13 protein-coding genes are annotated in these 21,722 nt (G+C 49.8%); 11 read left to right on the top strand and 2 right to left on the bottom strand.

The window, feature by feature from the left end:
* The first annotated feature begins 31 nt into the window (after positions 1-31).
* Positions 32-430, top strand: coding sequence for a hypothetical protein (locus ACYVGO_RS10465; RefSeq protein ID WP_460969214.1), 399 nt, complete (start codon positions 32-34; stop codon positions 428-430).
* Between the two features lie 522 nt (positions 431-952).
* Positions 953-1,276, top strand: a complete 324-nt coding sequence (locus ACYVGO_RS10460) for a hypothetical protein (protein WP_460969212.1) — start codon at positions 953-955, stop codon at positions 1,274-1,276.
* A gap of 296 nt (positions 1,277-1,572) precedes the next feature.
* Here ACYVGO_RS10460 and ACYVGO_RS10455 read toward each other — a convergent pair whose 3' ends face one another.
* Positions 1,573-2,595, bottom strand: coding sequence for a LacI family DNA-binding transcriptional regulator (locus ACYVGO_RS10455; RefSeq protein ID WP_460969211.1), 1,023 nt, complete (start codon positions 2,593-2,595; stop codon positions 1,573-1,575).
* A gap of 372 nt (positions 2,596-2,967) precedes the next feature.
* Here ACYVGO_RS10455 and ACYVGO_RS10450 point away from each other — a divergent pair, with 372 nt between their 5' ends.
* From ACYVGO_RS10450 to ACYVGO_RS10430, 5 genes are all read left to right on the top strand, one after another.
* Positions 2,968-6,042, top strand: a complete 3,075-nt coding sequence (locus tag ACYVGO_RS10450; protein WP_460969210.1) for a SusC/RagA family TonB-linked outer membrane protein — start codon at positions 2,968-2,970, stop codon at positions 6,040-6,042.
* Between the two features lie 14 nt (positions 6,043-6,056).
* Complete coding sequence (locus ACYVGO_RS10445; protein ID WP_460969209.1) at positions 6,057-7,472, top strand: RagB/SusD family nutrient uptake outer membrane protein; 1,416 nt, start codon at positions 6,057-6,059, stop codon at positions 7,470-7,472.
* A 225-nt stretch (positions 7,473-7,697) separates the two neighbouring features.
* Complete coding sequence (locus ACYVGO_RS10440; protein WP_460969208.1) at positions 7,698-9,581, top strand: exo-alpha-sialidase; 1,884 nt, start codon at positions 7,698-7,700, stop codon at positions 9,579-9,581.
* 337 nt (positions 9,582-9,918) lie between these two features.
* Positions 9,919-10,647 (top strand): D-lyxose/D-mannose family sugar isomerase, encoded by a 729-nt coding sequence (locus tag ACYVGO_RS10435; RefSeq protein WP_142770916.1) that lies wholly within the window; start codon positions 9,919-9,921, stop codon positions 10,645-10,647.
* Positions 10,648-10,672: 25 nt separating this feature from the next.
* Complete coding sequence (locus ACYVGO_RS10430; RefSeq protein WP_460969207.1) at positions 10,673-12,001, top strand: bile acid:sodium symporter family protein; 1,329 nt, start codon at positions 10,673-10,675, stop codon at positions 11,999-12,001.
* On the opposite strand, the gene ACYVGO_RS10425 is transcribed toward ACYVGO_RS10430, so the two are convergent.
* The gene (locus ACYVGO_RS10425; RefSeq protein ID WP_460969206.1) at positions 11,951-12,550 is read right to left on the bottom strand and encodes an RNA polymerase sigma-70 factor; all 600 of its coding nucleotides are present in this window, start codon (positions 12,548-12,550) and stop codon (positions 11,951-11,953) included. The genes ACYVGO_RS10430 and ACYVGO_RS10425 overlap by 51 nt on opposite strands.
* A gap of 149 nt (positions 12,551-12,699) precedes the next feature.
* Between ACYVGO_RS10425 and ACYVGO_RS10420 the strand changes: the two genes are divergently transcribed.
* The 4 genes from ACYVGO_RS10420 (at position 12,700) to ACYVGO_RS10405 (ending at position 21,716) form a co-directional block, all read left to right on the top strand.
* Positions 12,700-13,710: a FecR family protein gene (locus ACYVGO_RS10420; RefSeq protein WP_460969205.1), complete on the top strand. Its 1,011-nt coding sequence runs from the start codon at positions 12,700-12,702 to the stop codon at positions 13,708-13,710.
* Positions 13,711-13,918: 208 nt separating this feature from the next.
* Positions 13,919-17,545 carry a TonB-dependent receptor gene (locus ACYVGO_RS10415; RefSeq protein ID WP_460969204.1) on the top strand — a complete coding sequence of 1,209 codons (3,627 nt, stop codon included), beginning with the start codon at positions 13,919-13,921 and terminating at the stop codon, positions 17,543-17,545.
* A 15-nt stretch (positions 17,546-17,560) separates the two neighbouring features.
* Positions 17,561-19,336 (top strand): RagB/SusD family nutrient uptake outer membrane protein, encoded by a 1,776-nt coding sequence (locus ACYVGO_RS10410; RefSeq protein ID WP_460969203.1) that lies wholly within the window; start codon positions 17,561-17,563, stop codon positions 19,334-19,336.
* Between the two features lie 229 nt (positions 19,337-19,565).
* Positions 19,566-21,716: an outer membrane protein assembly factor BamB family protein gene (locus ACYVGO_RS10405; protein ID WP_460969202.1), complete on the top strand. Its 2,151-nt coding sequence runs from the start codon at positions 19,566-19,568 to the stop codon at positions 21,714-21,716.
* The last annotated feature ends 6 nt before the right edge of the window (positions 21,717-21,722 follow it).

The raw sequence follows: 21,722 nt of genomic DNA, 5'->3' as shown, positions 1-21,722 counted from the left end.
CGTTTAACCTGATACGTAAAACTCAGAAAGAATGAAAACGATCTATATTATCGCTACGATTTTGGTTACGCTCATAGCACTTAATTCATGTACACCCAAAATGACGTTTGCTACGTCTTCTATTGTTCCGGCGGCATCTGGAGCGGCAAATGTAAAGAAGGACAAGAATAAAAATTACGTCATAAACGTTAATGTGCAGAATCTGGCGGAGCCTAAAAACCTTAGTCCATCTAAGAATACCTATCTGGTATGGATGGAATCGAACGAGACATCAGCCAAAAAATTAGGTCAGTTAATGCCAAGCGGCAAGACGCTCAAAGCAACCTTATCGGCTACCTCAGTAAACCAGCCAAAGCGGGTTTACATTACAGCAGAAGACAATGCCGACGTTCAATATCCAGATGGGCAAGTCATATTGACCACTCCATAGCAGCCCCTTAAAATTCAATCAATTACCATTACTAGACACCGTATTCAACGCATAGGACGGGCGACTCACTAGGGTTCAATCTGCCATCAAATTCATCCTATAAGGAGCGTATATGGACAACGAGTGCCCTGTACACGAAGTTGTTCGGGTATGATCAGGCAGATCGCTAAAATTTCTGCCGATATTCTTCAGTTCGTCCTCTTTAATAACATATACATTGCGCTTTGCGCTGTCATGATGTGCCAGGCAACAGCCCAATTGTTCCGGCTAAGCCTGTCGGGTACTTATCTATTATTCCTCTTTTCTGGCACGCTATTCCTTACATTGGTAGTTGACCGATTCATCGACTGTAGATACCAAGAGAGGCCGTTTCTCTTCGACTTACTGCCTGTTGTTTGGCTGACGTTTCTATACACAGCGCCTAAAATCAACTGGTGATTATTTATCATCCAGCGCCGAATTGCGGTATTCAAATCGGTCTACCTTTCCCTCATCTGGACCTATGTTACTGCGGCTGTTCCATTGCTACTAGCCAAACCCACCGAACTACCAGTCGGGTTATTCATAGGAGCCTGGCTCCTGAACCGATTTTTATTGATTTACAGCATTGCACTCTGGTTCGACTATCCCGATCGTGCCGTTAACCGCCAATCAAAGTGGTTAACGATTGCGTCTATGCTGACCGAGGCCCAGGTTCGCAGATACTGCTACGGCATTATGTTTTGCTTTGGATTAACTAGTGTGGTTTTGTACGAACTGGGATTAACAGTTCAACGCATCCTGGCTCACCCCTCGGATTATGGATATTACGTATACCTTGATGGATTACTCATGCTGTTCCTATAAATAAATTTGCCGTTCTAACTACGGTTATCATTTTTGCTGTTGTTCGGCTTATTAAATAAAAATCACGAATGAATAATTAAAAAGAAAATCTATAACAGTCCAACAAAAATTAATAAATCAACATTGCCTGAACGCATATCCATCTATTGATTAGAATAGTGCGTTGACTTCCAAATAAAGCGAAAACCATTCGCGAAAACCTCCGATTCAAATCGAGACCCCGTGCAAAAATTCTACTAGCTGTCAACCGCAATCAATTGTATACGTTATTCGTGTAAATCATAAGAATCTACGTGCTATACCAACTCCCGCGTTGATTTACGAATCACCAATGCCGTATCCAGTACATGCGTTTCGGGCATAAACTGTTGAGGAGCATTGATTTGCCGTAGCAGGAGTTGGGCTGCTAACTGGCCAATCTCGTGAATGGGCTGCACGACGGAAGTCAATGGGGGCGTCACAAACGTACTGTGGGGCGCATTGGAAAAGCCAACTAGCGCAATATCGTTCGGGATAGACAGGCCGTTTTCCTGAATGCAGATAAGGGCTTCTACCGCCGTTGGGTCATTGACGGCAAACAACGCATCGGGCCGGTTGGGCATATCCAGCAGTACTTGTGTACAGCTTCGGGCGCGTCCTTCCACAAAATCGCAGTGCATAATTAAGGCTTCATCAATAGGGAATTGATGGGCTTTTAAGGCATCGAGATAGCCATTTAGGCGATTTCGGCCGATGGTCATATTCTCCGGCCCTGCCAGATGGGCAATTCGTCGGCAACCCGTCTGAATGAGGTGCTGAACGGCCATAAAGGCACCTTTATAATCATCTACCATGACTTTAGAGCCTTGCAGCTCATCGACAATCCGATTAAAAAACACGATCGGCAAGCCTTTTCGCTGGGCTGCTATAATGTGTTCGTAATCATTCGTTTCCCGCGTAATGGCCAGAATCAGACCATCGACCCGGCTCGATACCATGGCTTGCAAATTATGCTTTTCAATGTCTAATGATTCGCTGGATTGCATAACCATTACTTTGTAGCCAGCCGCATTGGCCACTTCCTGAATACCCAGAATCACATTGGGGAAGTAAGCGTGAACAAATTCGGGTACCATCACGCCAATAATATCCGTCTTGTTCTTTCGTAGGCTGGCCGCAACGGTGTTCGGTTGGTAATCAAGTTGATGCGCCAGGTCCAGTACCGCCTTTTTGGTCTCAGGATTGATGTCGGGCGCATTGCGTAAGGCCCGGGAAACAGTTGATATAGAGACATTCAACTTAATGGCAATGTCCCAGATAGTGGGTTGTTTACTTCTCATAGCTCAACCAGTCCGATTGATGCGTTTAGCCTGTTCATTATTGTATTTTTTAACGATGGGCTTTCTCCTGGGAAATGCCTTGAAAAAAGCCTGGACTGAAACGATGATAGCTCATCAATTGACGATTCATCATCGTTTCTGAAAATTTAGGCATACCGATTCTGTTTCCGATAACGTTTCCGGTAACGTTTTTTCACAAGAAAACCTCAGAAACAGCCAATTCTACTTGTTATCCAGCCACTAATTCCTATAAATTCGATAGTGGTTCAGCCAATGGATCTGCTATCTGGAGGCAGTATACAGCCATTCCTAATCACCTCTATCTGGTACGAAAGATCTGTACAATATAACTATTCCAATCCGTATATACTCATGAACGAATCTCTAAAACAAGTAGGATGGGTCTTCCTCTTTTTATCCTTACTAACTGTCAGTACAACGCTGATGGCGCGTGGCAAAGACGGCATGGCTCCCAGGGCTATTCTCATTAAAGGGACCGTAACCACCGAAACCGGGGAGACTTTGCCGGGCGTGACCATTGCCGTAAAAGGCACCACCATTGGCACAACAACCAATGAGTCGGGCCAATACAGCTTTAGTGTTCCAGACGGGAATGCCATACTGGTGTTCAGTTCGGTAGGCTATGAAAAGCAGGAAGTGTCCATTGGTACTCGAACGACGATTGACGTCGTATTACAGCCCGATACCAAAGCGTTAAGTGAAGTGGTCGTGGTGGGTTACGGTACGCAAAACCGTCGGGACCTGACGGGATCGGTGGGGTCGGTAAAAGGGAAAGAACTGGAAAATCTGCCCGTTCGGGGACCGCTCGAAGCCTTACAGGGGCGGGTTGCCGGGGTACAGATTACGAACAACAGCGGATCGCCCGGTGCGGCTCCCAATGTTCGGATTCGGGGTGTTACGTCGCTCAATGCGGGTAATGATCCCCTGTACATTGTCGATGGGGTGCCCATTACGGGTGATATCAGCGTCGTGAATCCGAATGATATTCAGTCGATGGAAGTGCTGAAAGATGCCTCGGCAACGGCGATTTACGGTGCCAGAGGTGCCAACGGCATTATTATCGTGACCACAAAACGCGGAAAATCGGGTAAAACAGCAATTGGCCTGAGTACCTACACCGGTTTTATGGATGTCAGAAAAACCGTACCGATGCTGGATGCCTATCAGGAGCGGGATTATATCCTGAATGCCGTGGCCAACGCCGGAGTTCCTGAGGTACGACTGGGCCTGGACACGCTCTTTCGGAATGGCGTTGCCCTGTATAATACCAACTGGCAGAACGAGATTTACCAACAGGGGGCCGTTTCCAATTACGAAGTGTCGCTGCGGGGCGGAAACGACAAAACAACCTATGCGGCCAGCCTGGGGTATTTTAACCAGAAAGGCATTATCATCAGTTCGGGCTATGATACCTACCGGGGCCGCTTCAGCATTGACCACCAGGCTTCCGCCCGCTTTAAAACAGGGGCTAATATTCTGCTTTCTACCGCCAAGCGCGACCGCGTTCCCGAAGGCGATGACATCAATGCGATTATACCAAATGCCATGCGGAATCTGCCTTTCTCACCAGTGTATAATCCTGATGGTTCGTATACCTTCCTTGACCAGATTCAGCGGCCTAATCCCGTAGGACTAGCCATGCTAACTTCCTGGTTTACTGTCAGCAATCGCCTGGTGGGGAATGTGTACGGCAACTACGATATCTGGAAAGGCCTGACCCTGCGCTCGACAATCAATGTCGATTATGCCGGCACCCGCGACGAGCGCTTTACGCCCAGTACCATTCAGGGTGGATCGGCCCGCCCCGGTACGGCTTCGTATGGTGACGTATTTACCTGGGTCAACGAAAACACGTTGAACTACACCCATACCCTTGGAAAACACAGTCTGTCGGGCCTGCTGGGGTATAGTGTACAGCAATCGAAAAGTTTCAATCTGTCGGCGGCTGCCAGCCAGGGTGCCACCGATAACATTACTACGCTGAACGCAGCGGCCAGCCCAACGGGGGCTTCCAGTAGTAAATCGTCCTGGGGACTGGTCTCGTATTTTGCCCGCCTGAACTACAGCTATAACGATAAATACTTACTGGCGGCTACAGTACGTCAGGATGGCTCGTCCCGCTTCGGGGCCGACAAACGATATGGGCTATTCCCATCCGTTTCGGCGGGTTGGCGTATTTCGGAGGAGCCGTTTATGAAAAATAGTTCGTTTATCAGCGATCTGAAGTTACGCGCCAGCGTAGGTGTTGTTGGCAATCAGTCGATCAGTGATTTTGGCGCACAGGGCTTGTACAGTACCGGTAGTAACTACCTCGGAAAAGCGGGTATCGCCCTGTCGGCTATTCCAAACCCGTCCCTGAGCTGGGAATCGACCACCCAATCGGATGTTGGCCTGGACATTTCCTTCTTCCAGAACCGAATTAGCCTGACGGCCGATGCCTACCTGAAAAAGACAAACGCGTTGCTGTTATCGGTAAACTTACCCACCACAACGGGCTTTGGTTCGGCCCTGCAAAACGTGGGTAATACCCAGAATAAAGGACTGGAATTCAGTATTGCCAGTCAGAATATTGTAGGTGGTGCCGGGGGCTTTACCTGGAGCACAGCGTTCAATATCTCCTTCAACCGAAATAAGATCCTGAGCTTATCGAACAATAACGCCGACATCATTCAGACCAGTGCCGATGCCACCTTCTATGGCACGGCTCCGCAGGGGCTTGGTCGGGTAGGGGAGCCTATTGGTGTCCTGTTCGGGCAGGTCTATACGGGTCGGGTATATGCCACCTCCGAAGAAGCCAAAGCCGCTAACATGCGGGACGGCAGCGCGTCGGGGCCATTTTATGTAGCTGGCGATATGATCTACAAGGATTTGAACGGAGATGGGATCATCAATGATGCCGACCGGACAATTATCGGCAATGCGAACCCCAAACACATTGGTGGGTTGACGAATAATTTCTCCTACAAGGGATTCGATCTGTCGGTGTTTTTGCAATGGTCGTACGGCAACGATATCTTCAACGAGACCCGCGAGGCTTCGAACCGGAGTTTCGTTTATAATGCCGCCACCACCGAAGTGCTACGGAGCTGGCGCAAAGAGGGTGACATTACGGATGTTCCCCGCGGTACGCCCAGCACCATCAGCCGGAACGGATTTGCCTCCAGTCGCTGGGTTGAAGATGGCTCCTATCTGCGCGTGAAAACCGCTACGCTGGGCTACACGTTTCCGGCGGCTCTGCTCAAGCGCGTAAAGATCGATAATCTACGCCTGTATGTGTCGGGCCAAAACCTGTTCACCTTCACTAAATACTCAGGCATGGACCCCGAAGTAAACTTCCGCAGCACCTTACCGCTGCTCCAGGGAATTGATCTGGGCACCTATCCGCTGGTCCGTACCATCACCTTTGGCCTGAATCTGGGACTCTAAACCTGACCTTACTTATGAAAAAAATTAGCTATAGCACCCTGGCCATTACCCTGATTAGTCTGGCAACGGGCTGCACCGATGTGCTTAATCAGGTGCCGGTTAGTGCCCTGACCCAAAGTTCCTTTTTCCAGAATGCCGCCGATGCGGAAGCGGCTATCATTACCGGCTATGATGCCTTGCAGGGTGATGAAGTGCGGCAAATTGCCTGGGGGGATGCGCGGGCGGATAACCTCCGGGTGCCTGTGAATGAAATTGGGATTACCGATGGGGGCGTACTGGATTTTCAGAACGACAATATCAGTACCAGCAGTGGTTATGCTACCTGGAGTCGGTTCTATTCGGGGATTAACAAAGTCAACAACGTACTGGCCCAGGTGCCTGCTATCAAAAGCCCAACCATCACCAGCGTACGGGACCGGATTATGGGCGAAGCGTACTTTCTGCGGGCGCTCAATTACTTCTACCTTGTGCGGTTGTGGGGCGCAGTGCCGCTGGTGCTGGAGCCAACTCTTTCTCTGGATAAAGATTTGCAGCCTGCCCGAACCCCTGCCGATAAAGTACAGGAGCAGGTTATTGCCGATCTGAAACAGGCCGAGAAATTGCTACCGCTTACCTACGCTTCGGCAATTGAAACCCGGGGGCGGGCCACGCAGGGGGCTGCTCAGGCGCTGCTGACGAAGGTTTATCTCTGGCGGAGTTCGTACAACCAGACCAATGAGTGGCAACTGGCAGCCGATTACGCGGCCAAGGTGATTGCCAATCCAACCTACAGTCTGGTGTCAGGAGCCAACTACAGCACCATTTTCAGAACGAAAAACACGAGCGAATCCATTTTCGAACTCCAGTACAATTACAACAATCAGGAAACGAATGGTCTGTCGCCCTATTTCCTGCCCCGTAGCAGTAAAGTAACAACGGGAGGCAACCAAACCGTGATTCCGACCCAGAAACTGGTCGATGCCTTCGAGCCGGGCGATGTTCGGAAAGCGGCCAGTATTTACTACAGTGACCCAGCCACCGATCAGTTTCCCAACCTGCCCACGGTGGCTAAATACCTGGGTACCGTGGTAGGCACCACCCGCTATAGCGACAGCAATTTTATTTTTCTGCGGTTGGCCGATATAATTTTAATGCAGGCCGAAGCATTGGCGCAGTTAGGGCAGACAGCAGCTTCCATCGCGCTGGTTAACCGGATTCGGACCCGCGCCGGACTGGCTAATACCACCGCTACGTCGAAAGACGCTGTTTTGTTAGCCATTGAGCAGGAGCGTTTTGTGGAACTCTGTTTTGAAGGGCAGCGCTGGTACGACCTGCTTCGAACCGGGCGGGCGAAAGCCGTGCTAGGCGTCGATAAAAAAGCGTTGATGCCCGTATATTTCACCGAAATTCAACTGAATCCGAATCTGCTGCCTCAGAATCCAGGCTATTGAAAATGATCCCTAACCTCAGGCTGCGATAGTCCCTCTCCCATTCTGGGTGAGGTACGGTCCGACGCTTCGGTTGGGGTGAGGGGAGTCATTAGAAGAGAGTAACTTTAACCTCACTCCGTTATCACTCGGCGAAGCCAAGCGAGCACATGAGAACATGAGCCTGATTCCGTAGATTTTATCGTGAACGATCAATACATAGACTTTACTCCAAAAATTACAAACTTCATGCGCGTACTGTCAAGAATCGTATGTACCTGGCTGACGATTGTGGCTACCCAATTTTCTGGGACACTTTACGCTCAGGATAATCGGCACATCACAAGCGGAACCATTATCCCCGACGAAACCTACAGCGACCAGCCGTATATCGTAAAAACCAACGATGGGGCGTGGCTGTGCGTGCTCACCACCGGAATGGGGCACGAGGGGGCAACAGGTCAGCATATTATTACACAACGAAGCCTCGATCAGGGTAAAACCTGGATCGACCGGCGCGATGTGGAACCCGGTGATGGGCCGGAAGCATCCTACGCCGTGCTACTCAAAGCGCCATCGGGTCGAATTTTCGTGTTTTATAACCACAATACCGATAACATCCGGGCTGTAAAAGGCGACAACCCGCCCTATCCCGATGGGCTGGTGAAACGGGTGGATAGCCAGGGGTATTTTGTCTTTAAATACTCCGACGATAATGGCAAAAGCTGGTCCGCCAAGCGCGTGACGATTCCCATTCGCAACTTTGAGATTGACCGAAAGAACCCCTACCAAGGCAAGATTCAATACTTCTGGAATGTTGGAAAAGCATTTGCCGATAAAGGAGCGGCTTTCGTTCCCGTACATAAGGTGGGTGGTTTTGGCGTTGGCTTTTTTACGTCGAGTGAAGGGGCTTTGCTGCGAAGTGCTGATTTGCTGACCGTAACGGACCCGGCGAAGGCAACCTGGAGTACACTGCCCGATGGTGATATTGGTTTACGGACTCCCCCAAACGTAGGCGGCCCAATTGCCGAAGAACAGAGCTTTTCGGTTCTAAGCGATGGTACTTTCTACTGCGTTTACCGAACCATCGACGGGCACCCAGTTTACACCTACAGCCGGGATGGCGGGCATACCTGGGATAGCCCGCAGTATTTGCGCTACGCCAATGGTCGACTGGTCAAGCATCCGAGAGCGGCCAATTTCGCCTGGAAATGCGAAAACGGAAAGTTTCTGTACTGGTTTCACAATCACGGTGGGCACTTCATCCGAGACCATCCGAACCGCCGGAGTATGGCCTACGAAGACCGCAATCCAGCCTGGGTGATAGGTGGTATCGAAGCGGATTCGCCCAAAGGGAAAATCATTCGGTGGACACAACCTGAAATTCTGCTGTATGACGATGACCCGTTGATTCGGATGAGTTACCCCGATCTGGTTGAAGACAAGGGGGCGTATTACATTACCGAAACGCAAAAGGATATCGCCCGCGTCCACAAAATCGACGAAAATCTGCTGACCAAACTTTGGGGTCAATTTGATAACCGGACCAAAGCGACTGACGGACTGGTCGTTAACTGGGCCTATCAGAAAGGCGGCTTCCCGCAAACCGTTGACGCCCCAGCTTTGCCCGAATTTTACAAACGGGATACAAAAAAACTGGAGCAACCGGGCATGAGTGTTCCCAACGGCTTTACCATCGATCTGGCATTTACCCTGAAAAAATTAACCGCCAATCAGATTCTGGCCGATACCCGCGACAGTACAGGCAAAGGCTGGTATGTGCAGACCACAGCTCAGAAAACGATTGAGCTGGTGCTGAACGATGGCCGGACGCAATCGTCCTGGGCCTGCGACGAACGGTTACTAACCCCGAATCAGCCGCATTACGTCAGTATCATCGTTGACGGAGGACCCAAAATCATTGCCTTTGTGGTCGATGGCGTCATGAACGATGGGGGCGATACCCGGCAGTTTGGCTGGGGACGGTTTAGCCCATACCTGAAATCGGTGGCGGGTGCCCGTCAATTGACACTAGGCACTTCCCTCGATGGCCAAATTAGGCAGGTTTCGGTCTACAATCGGGCGTTGACTATTTCAGAAGCAATCGGCAACTACAATGCACAAAAAAAGTAAGCAAACCATTGAGCCCGGTGCTCACCAAAAGTACCCTTTAGATAGGTTGGTATTTAGTAAAGCCCCATCCACTTGTATGCCGGTTTTCTTAATTAAACTAATGAATAATGAATAATGAATAATGAATAATGAATAATGAATAATGAATAATGAATAATGAATAATGAATAATGAACTGATTTTCAGTACCTTGTTGATTGTGCATTATACATTTTACATTGTCCATTAATTCACTTAACCTTCTCTCCAATTTGTTCAAATGCCCTTAACCCCGTCTGTAGACGAGGATAGGCATCGCTTTTCCTGAAAAATCAAACACCACTAACCAATAAAGTTTATGCAGTTAAAACGATCCATTGTCAACGCCAGCATCAACACGGCGAAAACCGTTATTGCTCATTTCGGCATGCATTTGCCACCTTTTGCCCATTGGTCCGTTGAACAGTGGCAGCAAGCCGGGCCCGACTACAACGAAATCCGGGATTGCATGCTGGGTTGGGATGTAACGGACTTTGGCAGTAAAGACTTTTACAACATTGGCCGAACGTTGTTCACCGTTCGTAACGGCCGGACGAATAATTCGGCTTATCCGAAGCAATACGCCGAAAAATGGCTGATCGATCCTGAGAATCAGCGGGCTCCGGCTCATTTTCATCTCTCGAAACGGGAAGATATCATTTGCCGGGCGGGCGGTAATGTACTGGTTCAGCTGACCAAAGCCGATGCCGAGGGCAATCCGTCTAACGAAACATTTATAACCCAGGTCGACGGTTGTTCGCGTCGGTTAGGGCCGGGCGATATTGTCCGCTTACGACCGGGCGAAAGCCTGACGATTCATCCAAGAACGATTCACCAGTTCTGGGGTGAAGAAGGAACGGGCTGGCAGGTCGATGGGATCGGCTATACGCTGAGTGCCGAGATTTCGAGCGTTTGCGATGACCTGAACGACAACGTTTTTCTGGTCGATTACGGCGTTCGATTCCCGGAAATCGACGAAGATGAAGCCCGTATCTGTTATCTCTGTCATGAGTATCCATTAGCTCCTGCCGACCTTATTAACCACTAGTTCGCTTGCCTGACTCCTCATTCCTATGCGTTTCTCCTCAATTCTGTTGACACTGGCTAGCCTGCTACTGCTGGGTACGGGTGTACTCACGCTGGCAGGTAGCCCGTTTCCGGTAGGGCCACTGCTGGTGCTGGCCCTGGTTTTACTGGCCATTGCCTTTCGTGGCTTCTCGGCCCTGAAAGGGTTTTCGTATACGATCTGGATTCTGGCTGCGGTGAGCGTGGCCATGTTCTACCCGGCTTATTTCTTTACCGTCGGGGATTTTCAACTCAAGCGACTGATCGTCCCGTTTGTGCAATTGACCATGTTTGGTATGGGGGCGCACATGAGTTTCAATGATTTCAAAGGGGTGATTAAAATGCCAAAAGGCGTCTTTATCGGCATCGGCTGCCATTTCATTATTATGCCGCTGGTCGGGTTTTCGCTATCTCATCTATTCGACTTCCCTCCCGAAATTGCCGGAGGTGTTATTCTGATTGGTTGCGTGTCCAGTGCGATGGCATCCAATGTAATGTCTTATTTGTCAGGTGCTAATCTGGCCCTGGCGGTTACTATTGGCGCCTGCTCAACCATACTGTCGCCTTTTGTTACTCCGTTTCTGATGAAATGGCTCGGTGGGCAGTATGTCGAAATCGATATTGCCCACATGATGATCGACATCACGAACATGATCATCATCCCAATTGTGGCGGGTTTCATCTTTAACCTGTTCTACTACGGGCAGGAAACACAACGGGCTAAAACCATTCAGCTCGTTGCGTTCGCCGGAATTATTGGCCTGACCAATGGGCTGCTTCAACTCATTGTCAACCAACCGATCGGCAAGTTCCTGATGGCGCTGGGTACGTCCTTTTTCTGGTTTTATGGGCTACCCATGCTGGTTGCTATTCTCCTCAAAAAGCGACCACAGATTAGCCGGGCGATGATCGAAAACTGCCTTTCGTTTGCCGCCATGCTGGGTATTGTGATCAATACGGTGATCATTACTGCTTCCGGGCGCGATAATCTGTTACAGGTAGGGGGGCTGCTGATCATTACCTGTCTCTTACACAATATGATCGGTCTGAGTGTGGGTTATTTGACCGCCCTATTGGCTGGCCTACCCGAAAAAGACCGCCGGACGATTGCGTTTGAGGTAGGCATGCAGAATGGCGGAGTCGCTACAGGGCTGGCGTTGCAAATGGGCAAAGTGGCTACCGTCGGGCTAGCGTCGGCGATTTTTGGCCCGTTGCAAAATGTGACGGGTTCGGCGCTGGCTAACTGGTTTCGGAAACGGCAAGTGGAGGAGGCCAAACAAACCGAACTACCGGTTCAACAAAAACGAGGTCAGGAAAATTACCACAATATCCAGTAGCTTCACCCGGAGAACACGCAGGCATTTACTGATGTGAAATTCAATGGTTTTTTCGGCCAGCCCCAACAGTTCGGCAATTTCCTTATTGGCTAAACCACTCCGACTGAGTTCAAAAACCTGGCGGCTTTTTTCGGGCAGATTTCCCAGTTCCCGATCGTACACTTCCTGCACCTCGTTAAGTTGGATCCAGTCCTGCACCGTATTGGCGGAGTGCGCAACCAGCAACTCCGAATCCAGCTCGTTCAGGGAAAAGGATTGGTGAATTAGCTGTTTCCGCAGATGGGAAATAATTCGGTTTTTAAGGGCCGAAAACAGATAGACCGCAACGGCTTTTTCGATCGAAATATGGTCTTTCTGCACCCAGAGTGATACGAATAAATCCTGCACCAAATCTTCAGCCGCTTCACGATTGCCCGTTTTACGGTAGGCCAGGGCATACAGTTTAGCCGAAAAACGGCGATGCAACTCCGCAAAGGCGAGCGAGTCGGACTCTACCTTCACCAATTGCCACAACACCGTATCGTCAATATCGTCGTACTTGTTACTCATCGACTCGCCAACTCATGCAGTCGCAATACTACTAAACTTTCAAACAGCATTTATTATAAAATTTCTTCAAATCCCACTAGGGTTGTTGCCGTTTCGTGCGTCTTGTATCTATAAGCTGGTATTAATTGGGTATTTGACAGAACTAAATCATGAGCAAACATGCCATTTCGCCCGAATTGCTAAAACGGTATACGGAGGGAAACTGTACGGCGGAGGAGGTCTATCGGGTAGAAGAATGGTATGCATCACTGAATGAGGGAGAGGTTGACCAGTATGCGTTTGATCAGCCCCTGCATTTGAAAAAAGTGCAGGCTTTACTTGGCCAGAAAACCGATGGACAGCTACAACCCGTTGGCAAGATTCGCTCGCTTACAACAGTCTTTATTCGGTATGCGGCTGCCGCTATGGTGGTACTCGTAGCGAGTTTTGGCCTGTTCATGTATTTAAAGAAACCAAAAACGGAAGCCGTGTCCGTTGCGGGCGATGTCGTGATTGTAAATACCCAAACACGCGTAACCAGGCATCAATTGCCGGACGGAAGTTTAGTCTGGTTAAACCCAGATACCGAACTTCGCTATACGGCTGGCGCATTCTCTAAAACATCGCGTGAAGTAAGCCTTGAAGGAGAAGCATTTTTTGACGTAACCAAAGACCCAACCCGCCCTTTTCTGGTGAAGAGCCATGCCTTGCTGGTAAAAGTGCTGGGAACGAGTTTTAATGTCAAATCGACACCTGATCAATCCCGCTTTGAAGTATCAGTTGTAACGGGTAAGGTATCTGTTTCGATTCCGGATCGTAAAGGTCAGGAAAAAGCCGTGCTGTTATTGCCCCGCCAGCAGGCCGTTTTTGAGGCTTCGTCCGGTCAGCTAACCTCAACCGAAATCCCGAAAACGCAGGAGCAGGTGAACACCTGGCAACCCGTATCGCTCACGTTTGACGATGAGCCGCTTAGTGAAGTCATGAAGCGGCTGGAAAAGAAGTACGGCGTAACAATCCAGCTAGCCAATCCTAATCTGGCCAATTGCCGCCTGAAAGCCTCGTTCGATAACAGTCGCCTGTCGGAGATTCTGGAAATAACGACCCAACTGGTGGAGGCTAGTTATCAGATGCAGGGAAATCGCATTGTGATCAATGGCGAAGGCTGTAGTAACGTAGAGTAAAAAATGAGAAACCCTTAAACCTGTACCATTCTATGAGACAAAGAACCCCCCCGATCATTACCCGCTTCTAAAAAAAGGTCGGCCAAAACGAGTGATTGCAGCACTCGCTTTGGCAGCTCGACCTGATTCCGAACGAAGCCCCCTGAAATGCCATCACTTCTGAGGTGATGGAAGGCTTCTTATTGTTCAATTTAATCAATCCAAACTTATGAAGTTTTTTACGAAAAGCAAGTTGGCCTGCTTCATTATGCGGTTATCTGTACTACAACTTTTGCTGATTTCGCTACTCACAGCTGTTGCCTACGCGGGCAAAACCGATGCGCAGGATATTCTGAAAAAGCCTGTTAATCTGCGGTTAGACCATGTGTCGCTGCAAAAAGCGCTGGCCGAAATCGAGGGCCAGACCGGCGTTCGGTTTGCGTATAGCCGGAACATGATTCCGGTAAATGAACCTGTGAGTGTTAGCGTGGCTAATGAATCTCTGGCTACGGTTCTGGATAAATTACTGTCGCCACTACGCATCGACTATCGGTTTGTAAATGGCCAGATCATGCTCAAACGAAACCGTAAACCGGTCTCTAGTATAAGTCCCGACGAAGCCCAGAAAGTAGCTGCTGTTGTTCCTGTATTTTCGTCGGAGCAGGCAGACGACCGGCAACTCACAGGAACCGTCAAGAGCGAAACCGGTGAAGAGCTGCCAGGTGTTACGGTGGTAGTTAAAGGAACGACGCGTGGCACAACAACCGATGCGCGGGGTATGTATCGGATTGGCGTTCCCGATGCGAACGCCATTTTAACGTTCAGCTTCGTCGGTTATAACGCCAAAGATGTTACAGTGGGCAATCGAACCGAAATCAATGTTCAACTGGAAGCGAGTAATAACCAGCTCACCGAAGTAGTGGTAACGGGCTATACTACCCAGCAGAAAAAAGACATTATCGGAGCGGTGTCCGTTGTAAAAGCCAGCGATCTGAATGCGACTCCTTCCGCCAATCTGGTCGCGCAATTGCAGGGTCGGGCAGCGGGTGTTACCGTTAGTAGCACCGGCGATCCCGGTAGTTCGGCATCCATTCGTATTCGAGGATTTGCCTCCTATGGAAACAACAATCCACTTTATGTGATCGACGGTGTTCCAACAACCGATGCCTCACGAATTAATCCGCAGGATGTAGAATCGATCCAGGTGCTGAAAGATGCGTCCTCGGCATCGATCTATGGAGCCAGAGCTGCCAATGGGGTCATTATTATAACGACGAAAGGCGGAAAAATGGGCAAAACAACCCTGACCTACGATACCTATTATGGCGTCCAGTCAACCCCGCTCAACCGAATTCCTAAGCTGTTAAATACCAGTGAATTGCTGACGTATCTGGATAAAACAACCGCAACCACGTTTGTAGACCCAATTTTTGGGCAACATGGCTCGTTTGCCATTCCCGATCGCTACATCGTTAGCAATGGATTCAAAGGGGGTGTATCGGCGAGTGATCCCCGTGCGAATCCAGATTTATATACCATCGCTGATTATACGAATCCGTACCAGATTTTTCAGACGAGTCCGGGTACCAACTGGTTCGATGCCATGTCGCAAAAGGGCATTATTCAGAGCCACCAGTTAACGGCTAGCGGAGGCAATGATAAATCGACCTTTTCGCTGGGTATGAATTATTTTAATCAGCAGGGCACCTTTAAAAACACGGGCTACGATCGGTATTCGCTGCGGCTTAATTCCAGCTTTAGTCCGACCAGTTTCTTAACCGTGGGCGAAAACCTTCAGGTATCGTACGACAACCGGCGGGGTGATGCCACCGTAATTGGTGAAACCAGCGCCTGGGCGTATGCACTCCGAAGTGCCTCGTTTATACCCGTTTATGATATCAAGGGTGGCTACGGGGGCTCACTCGTTGGTGGAACGGCCGGTGTTGGCTATAATCCGGTATCGTATCTGGAGCGCCGGAAAGACTGGACCAACCAGAATCTGAGAGCGTTCGGGAATGTCTTTGCCCAGGTGAACATCCGCAAAGGTCTGGCCTTGCGAACATCCATTGGTATTGATGCACGCAACGGAACGCTTCAGCGGGCCTTTCTGAAAGAATACGAAGCCAGCCAGTCACGGAGAGTGACCCAGTTGACCGAAGCTTCGAATAATTACCTGAGCTGGACCTGGAGTAACACCCTGACGTACCAGAAAAAGTTTGCTCAGTTGCACGATATAAAGGTTTTGCTCGGTACCGAAGCCATTAAAAATACAGGACGAGGTTTGTTTGGGGCCAAAAGCAACTACGATTTTGAGTCCAACAATTTTCTATCGCTCAATACAGGTTTGCCACAGTCGCTGGGTGATGTTAGTGCCAACGACGCGGATATTAACCGGAACACGCTGCTATTCAGCAATTCATTGTTTTCCTACTTCGGTCGGCTCGACTATATTTTCAACGACAAGTATTTGTTCAATGCTACCTTTCGTCGGGATGGTTCATCGCTCTTTGGGCCCGATGTACGCTATGCTAATTTTCCATCTCTCGGCGTCGGCTGGCGCATTTCCGATGAAGCCTTCCTAAAATCGTTCAGCTGGCTCAATGAGTTAAAACTACGCGCTGGCTGGGGTCAGATGGGCAGTATCTCCAACGTGCCTGCCTTCAATCAGTATTCAACGTATAGCGCTGCACCGGGCAGTAATTACTACGATGTCAATGGCGTTAACATCGGCTCAACGCAGGGCTATGGGGCTAGCTCTCAGGGGAATCTGCAAACCAAATGGGAAACCACCGAAACCACCAATATTGGTCTGGATGCCACCATTCTGCAGGGAAAATGGAGTTTCGCGGTCGACGTCTATACAAAAAACACGCGCGACTTACTGGTGCCGAGTCTGCGAAATGGACTGGAATTGCTGGTGACCAAGCCATTGGTTAATCTGGGAACCATGCGCAATACGGGTATCGACCTGCAACTAACGAATCAGGGGCATATCACCTCAGATCTGAGCTATGATGCAACCCTGACATTTACTCACTACAAAAACCAGCTAACCAAACTCAACGACGAAAATACAGCGCAGCTGGTAGCCGCGAGCCGGATAACCAATGCCCTGATTACAACACAGGGGCAAGCTGTCTCGTCCTTTTACGGGTATCAAATCGATGGTTTTTATAATAACCAGGCAGAGGTCGATGCGGGCCCTAAAATCAATGGCGCGTCGGGTGTGGTAGGTTCCTGGAAATACAAAGACGTGAACGGAGATGGTAATATCACCACAGCCGACCGAACCGTACTGGGATCTCCTCATCCCAAGTTCCAAATGGGATTGAACCTCGGTTTTCGCTGGAAAGGGTTTGATCTGAGCAGTTTTGTGTTCTGGAACCAGGGAAATCAACTTTATAATTACACCAAGTACTTTACGTACATGGGCGTGTTAGGTGGCTCTGTTGCTTCTGGGAAGCTATATGATGCCTGGACACCCGAAACTGCCGCTACCGCCAAAACGCCCCAATTGGGGGTAGGGGCCACCAATGGCTATACGGCCTTTGTAACGGGTAATTCGAGTTCATTTTATGTAGAGAACGGGTCGTATCTGCGGGGTAAAACCATCCAACTGGGCTACAGCTTTCCCAAGGCGTTACTAAAGACTATCAAGCTGAGTAACCTCCGAATCTACGCGCAGGCGCAGAATTTCTTCACCATTACCAAATACACCGGAGCCGATCCTGACCTAGGACTCGTATCGGGCGCGTCGGTTGAGCAAACGGCCAGCAGCGACCAGAATCTGGGCGTTGACTACTCCGGCTATCCCAATCCGCGTCAGTTTTTACTGGGCCTAAACGTATCCTTTTAACTCCGACATTCCGCTATGAAACCGATTCTAACTAATACGGCACTCACCTTACTGCTTTCGCTGGCTACGCTTTCGGCCTGCAAGCAACAATTTCTTGACCTGGGGCCTCAGGGCGTTTATAACGAAAGTGATTTACTCAGCAAAAAAGGGATCGATGGGTTTTTAATCGATGCGTATGCGACGCTGGATGGGAATTTATCAGCCAATTTTCTGGGCCTGAGTGGAACCTACAACTGGATTTGGGGCAGCATAACCGGGGGAGATGCGTATAAAGGCGGCACTAACTTCACCGACCAAAGCGAAATTAACCAGGTGATGCAGTATGCAACTCCCACCACGAACTCTCAATTACTGGCCCGCTGGAATGGTATTTTCGATGGTGTTGGCCGGGCCAATATCGTCTTGAAAGAGCTAACGAAAGCAACCGATCCTGCCTTGACGGAGGCTCTGAAAAAACAGATCGAGGGCGAGGCTCGTTTCCTGCGGGCTTTCCATCATTTTGAGGGGAAGAAAATCTTTGGCAACATTCCCTTCGTGGATGAAAAAGCTACCGACTACAAAATCCCGAATACCGATGCAAGTGGTAACTATGTCAACATATGGCCCCAACTGGAAACCGATTTCAAATTTGCTTATGATAATCTGGACGAAGTAAAAACGGGAAAAGGCCGGGTCAATAAATGGACGGCAGGGGCGTATCTGGCCAAGGCGTATCTGTATCAGAATAAATTCACGGAGGCCAAGGCATTATTTGACGTTATTATTGGCCAGGGCAAAACCAGCCAGGGCGTAAAGCTGGACTTAACGACGGGTTTTGGTGAGAATTTTCGCATCGTGACCCAAAACAGTAAAGAGTCGATGCTGGAGGTACAAAGTGCCATTGGGGATGGGGCCAGCGACAATACGAACGGGTTTCGGGAAGCGATCCTTTGTTATCCCAACGGCATTGCGGGTGGTACGAACTCCTGGTTTTATCGGCCATCGCAAAACCTGGTCAACGCGTTTCGAACGGATGAAAATGGCCTGCCCCTGCTCGATACCTATAACGACGTTGATGTTACCTCGAATGAGACAGTGCCGGACGCCAGCCCGTTTACGCCCTATGCGGGGAATCTGGACCCTCGTTTAGACCATACCGTTGGACGCCGGGGTATTCCCTATCTGGACTGGGGTATGATGACGGGTGTGGCTTTCACGGCTCCTCCTGGCGAGTCGATTACCAATGGTGGACCCTTCACGGGGAAGAAACACGTTTTCTCCTCGGTCGAGTATAGTTCGGGGCAGGTGGTTCGGGCTAGTTTTGGCATTGCCAGCGCCTTGAATTATGATCTGATGCGGTTTGCCGATGTGTTATTGATGGCGGCTGAGTGCGAAGTAGAGGTGGGTAGTCTGGATAAAGCGCGTGAATACGTCAATCGCGTTCGTGCCCGGGCTGCGGCTTCACCCATCAAAACGCTGGACGGAACCGCCAATGCCGCCAAATATGTAGTTAGTCCCTATGCTACGGCCTGGGCCAGCAAAGATATTGCCCGAAAAGCCGTTCGGTTTGAACGGAGAATCGAGTTGGGGATGGAGGGTCACCGCTTTTTCGATCTGGTTCGCTGGGGCATTGCCGATCAGGTGATTAACTCCGAATATTTGCCCAGGGAAAGCGTGCGTCGTTCGCTGGCGCTGGGCAGCGGGGTTAAGTTTACCAAAAACAAAAGTGAATACCAGCCCATTCCAGATTATGCCATCACGCAGAGCTTTGTTGCTGGCCAGCCAACACTGAAACAGAATCCCGGCTACTAAGCGAATCTATAAGCTAAGTCGGTGGCATTAATTGAAAAATCCCGTCGGGATGGCCGATTTTATCGCCCTCGAATTTATTCGGGGAATTAGGAATTGATATCGGTCATCCCAACAGGATTTTTCAATTGACATTGTCTGGCGCATGGGACGGGCTGAAGCCGCGTCCCTACCATATAGGCCAAGCCTACGGCTTTTAAGTGGGTTAATCAGTGCTTAAGTTATAGGTATAATGAAACGCAGTATTCTTCCTGTTCTTTTTTTATTGGCCGTTATCTTAACGGCTGCTCAACTGATCTATATACCTGGAGAACCTGAGTCGGCTTCCGACTGGCCGGAGTATTTAGGCGGGCCAGACCGTAATCATTATTCAACGCTAACCCAGCTCAATACAAGTAATGTTAGTCAGCTTAAGGTTGCCTGGGAATATCATTCCCGCGACTCGGGTCAGGTGCAGTGCAACCCAATTATTGTGGATGGTACGCTCTACGGCGTCACGGCATCGAATCAGCTTTTTGCGCTCGATGCCGCTACGGGTCAACAGAAGTGGCGTTACGTGGAACCGGATACCAAAACGTTCAACACCAACCGGGGGGTTACGTATTGGAAAAGTAATAAAGCCGGAGACCCCGAACCCGCGCGACTGTTGTATGCCTATGGCTCCTGGCTATATGCGATCAATGCCCAAACCGGACAACCGATTCTCAGCTTTGGAGAGCATGGCCGGGTGAGTCTGAAAGTCGGATTAGGGGAATCGGCGAAGGCTAAATTTGTGATTTCGAATACACCGGGTACACTTTTCGAGGATTTGCTGTTCATGCCCCTACGCGTTTCGGAGGGAGCGGATGCGGCCCCCGGCTCCATTCAGGCGTTTAATGTTCGGACGGGTAAATTGGCCTGGGTCTTTCACACCATTCCGCACCCAGGCGAATACGGCTATGAAACCTGGCCTAAAGATGTCTATAAAAATACGGACGTAGGAGCCGCTAATAACTGGGCGGGCATGGCGGTTGATCGTAAGCGTGGGATTCTGTACGTACCGACGGGGTCGGCTGGGTTTGATTTTTATGGCGGAAATCGCAAAGGCCAGAACCTGTTCGCCAATTGTTTACTGGCACTGAACGCCCGGACCGGCAAACGAATCTGGCATTACCAACTGGTTCACCATGACATCTGGGACCGCGATTTACCAGCTCCGCCTAACCTGATTACTCTTCACCAGAAGGACAGGTCTGGCTTGATAAAGACGATTGATGCGGTAGCCCAGGTGACCAAGAGTGCGCATGTCTTTATTTTTGACCGTGTAACCGGTAAGCCGCTTTTCCCAATTCGGGAAGTGCCCGTTCCTAAATCGTCTTTGCCTGATGAAATGGCCTGGCCAACGCAACCCGTTCCAACTTTACCCTCGCCTTTTGCCCGACAAACCATTACCGAAACGGAGTTAAGCCCCTATGCTGCCAATCGTGATTCGCTGGTAGCGCAGTATCGACGGGCAAAGAAAGGACCGTTTCAGCCATTAAGCAAAACGCCGACACTGCTACTACCGGGTGCCGACGGTGGACCGGAATGGGGTGGGGCTGCGGTTGACCCTGACGGTATTCTATATGTGAATGCCAACGAAATGGCCTGGCTGTTCAGCCTTAGTGCTACACTGAAAGTGGACGAACTGGCTCAGTTGAGTCCGGGTAATCGACTCTATACAACCTATTGCGTGGCGTGTCATGGGCCGGACCGAAACGGGAATCCGTCAAGTGGTTATCCATCCCTGGTCAACATCAGCCAACGGCGCGACCGGGCGTATGTATCCAAGCTAATTACCAGCGGTAAAGGCATGATGCCTGGCTTCTCGGTTATTACGACCGAGCAAAAAGAGGCATTGCTCGCGTTTTTGTTTAATGATGAGAAAGTAGAAACAGTAGCTACGACCTCCGGCACGACCGCTAAACCTGGTCCCTACGTTCCTTATCGTTTCAATGGCTACACGAAATTTTTAGATAATAAAGGCTACCCGGCCATTAAGCCACCCTGGGGAACCTTAACGGCTATCGACCTCAATACGGGCCAGCAGGTTTGGCAAAAGACGCTGGGTGAATTTGCCGAACTGACGAAACAAGGCATTCCGCCAACTGGGACCGAAAACTACGGTGGTCCGGTCATCACAAAGGGAGGTTTACTATTTATTGCGGCTACCAAAGATGGGATGTTTCGGGCCTACGACAAGAAAACAGGCCACTTGTTATGGCAGACCCAATTGCCAGCGGCTGGTTTTGCAACGCCCAGCACCTATGAAGTGAATGGGAAACAATATATCGTAGTCGCCTGTGGAGGGGCAAAGTTAGGCGTCCCCAAAGGGGATAGTTACGTTGCCTTTGCGTTGCCCTAATGAAGT

The organism is Spirosoma migulaei (genome assembly GCF_054776855.1).
This window is presented reverse-complemented; position numbering and strand designations above follow the sequence as displayed.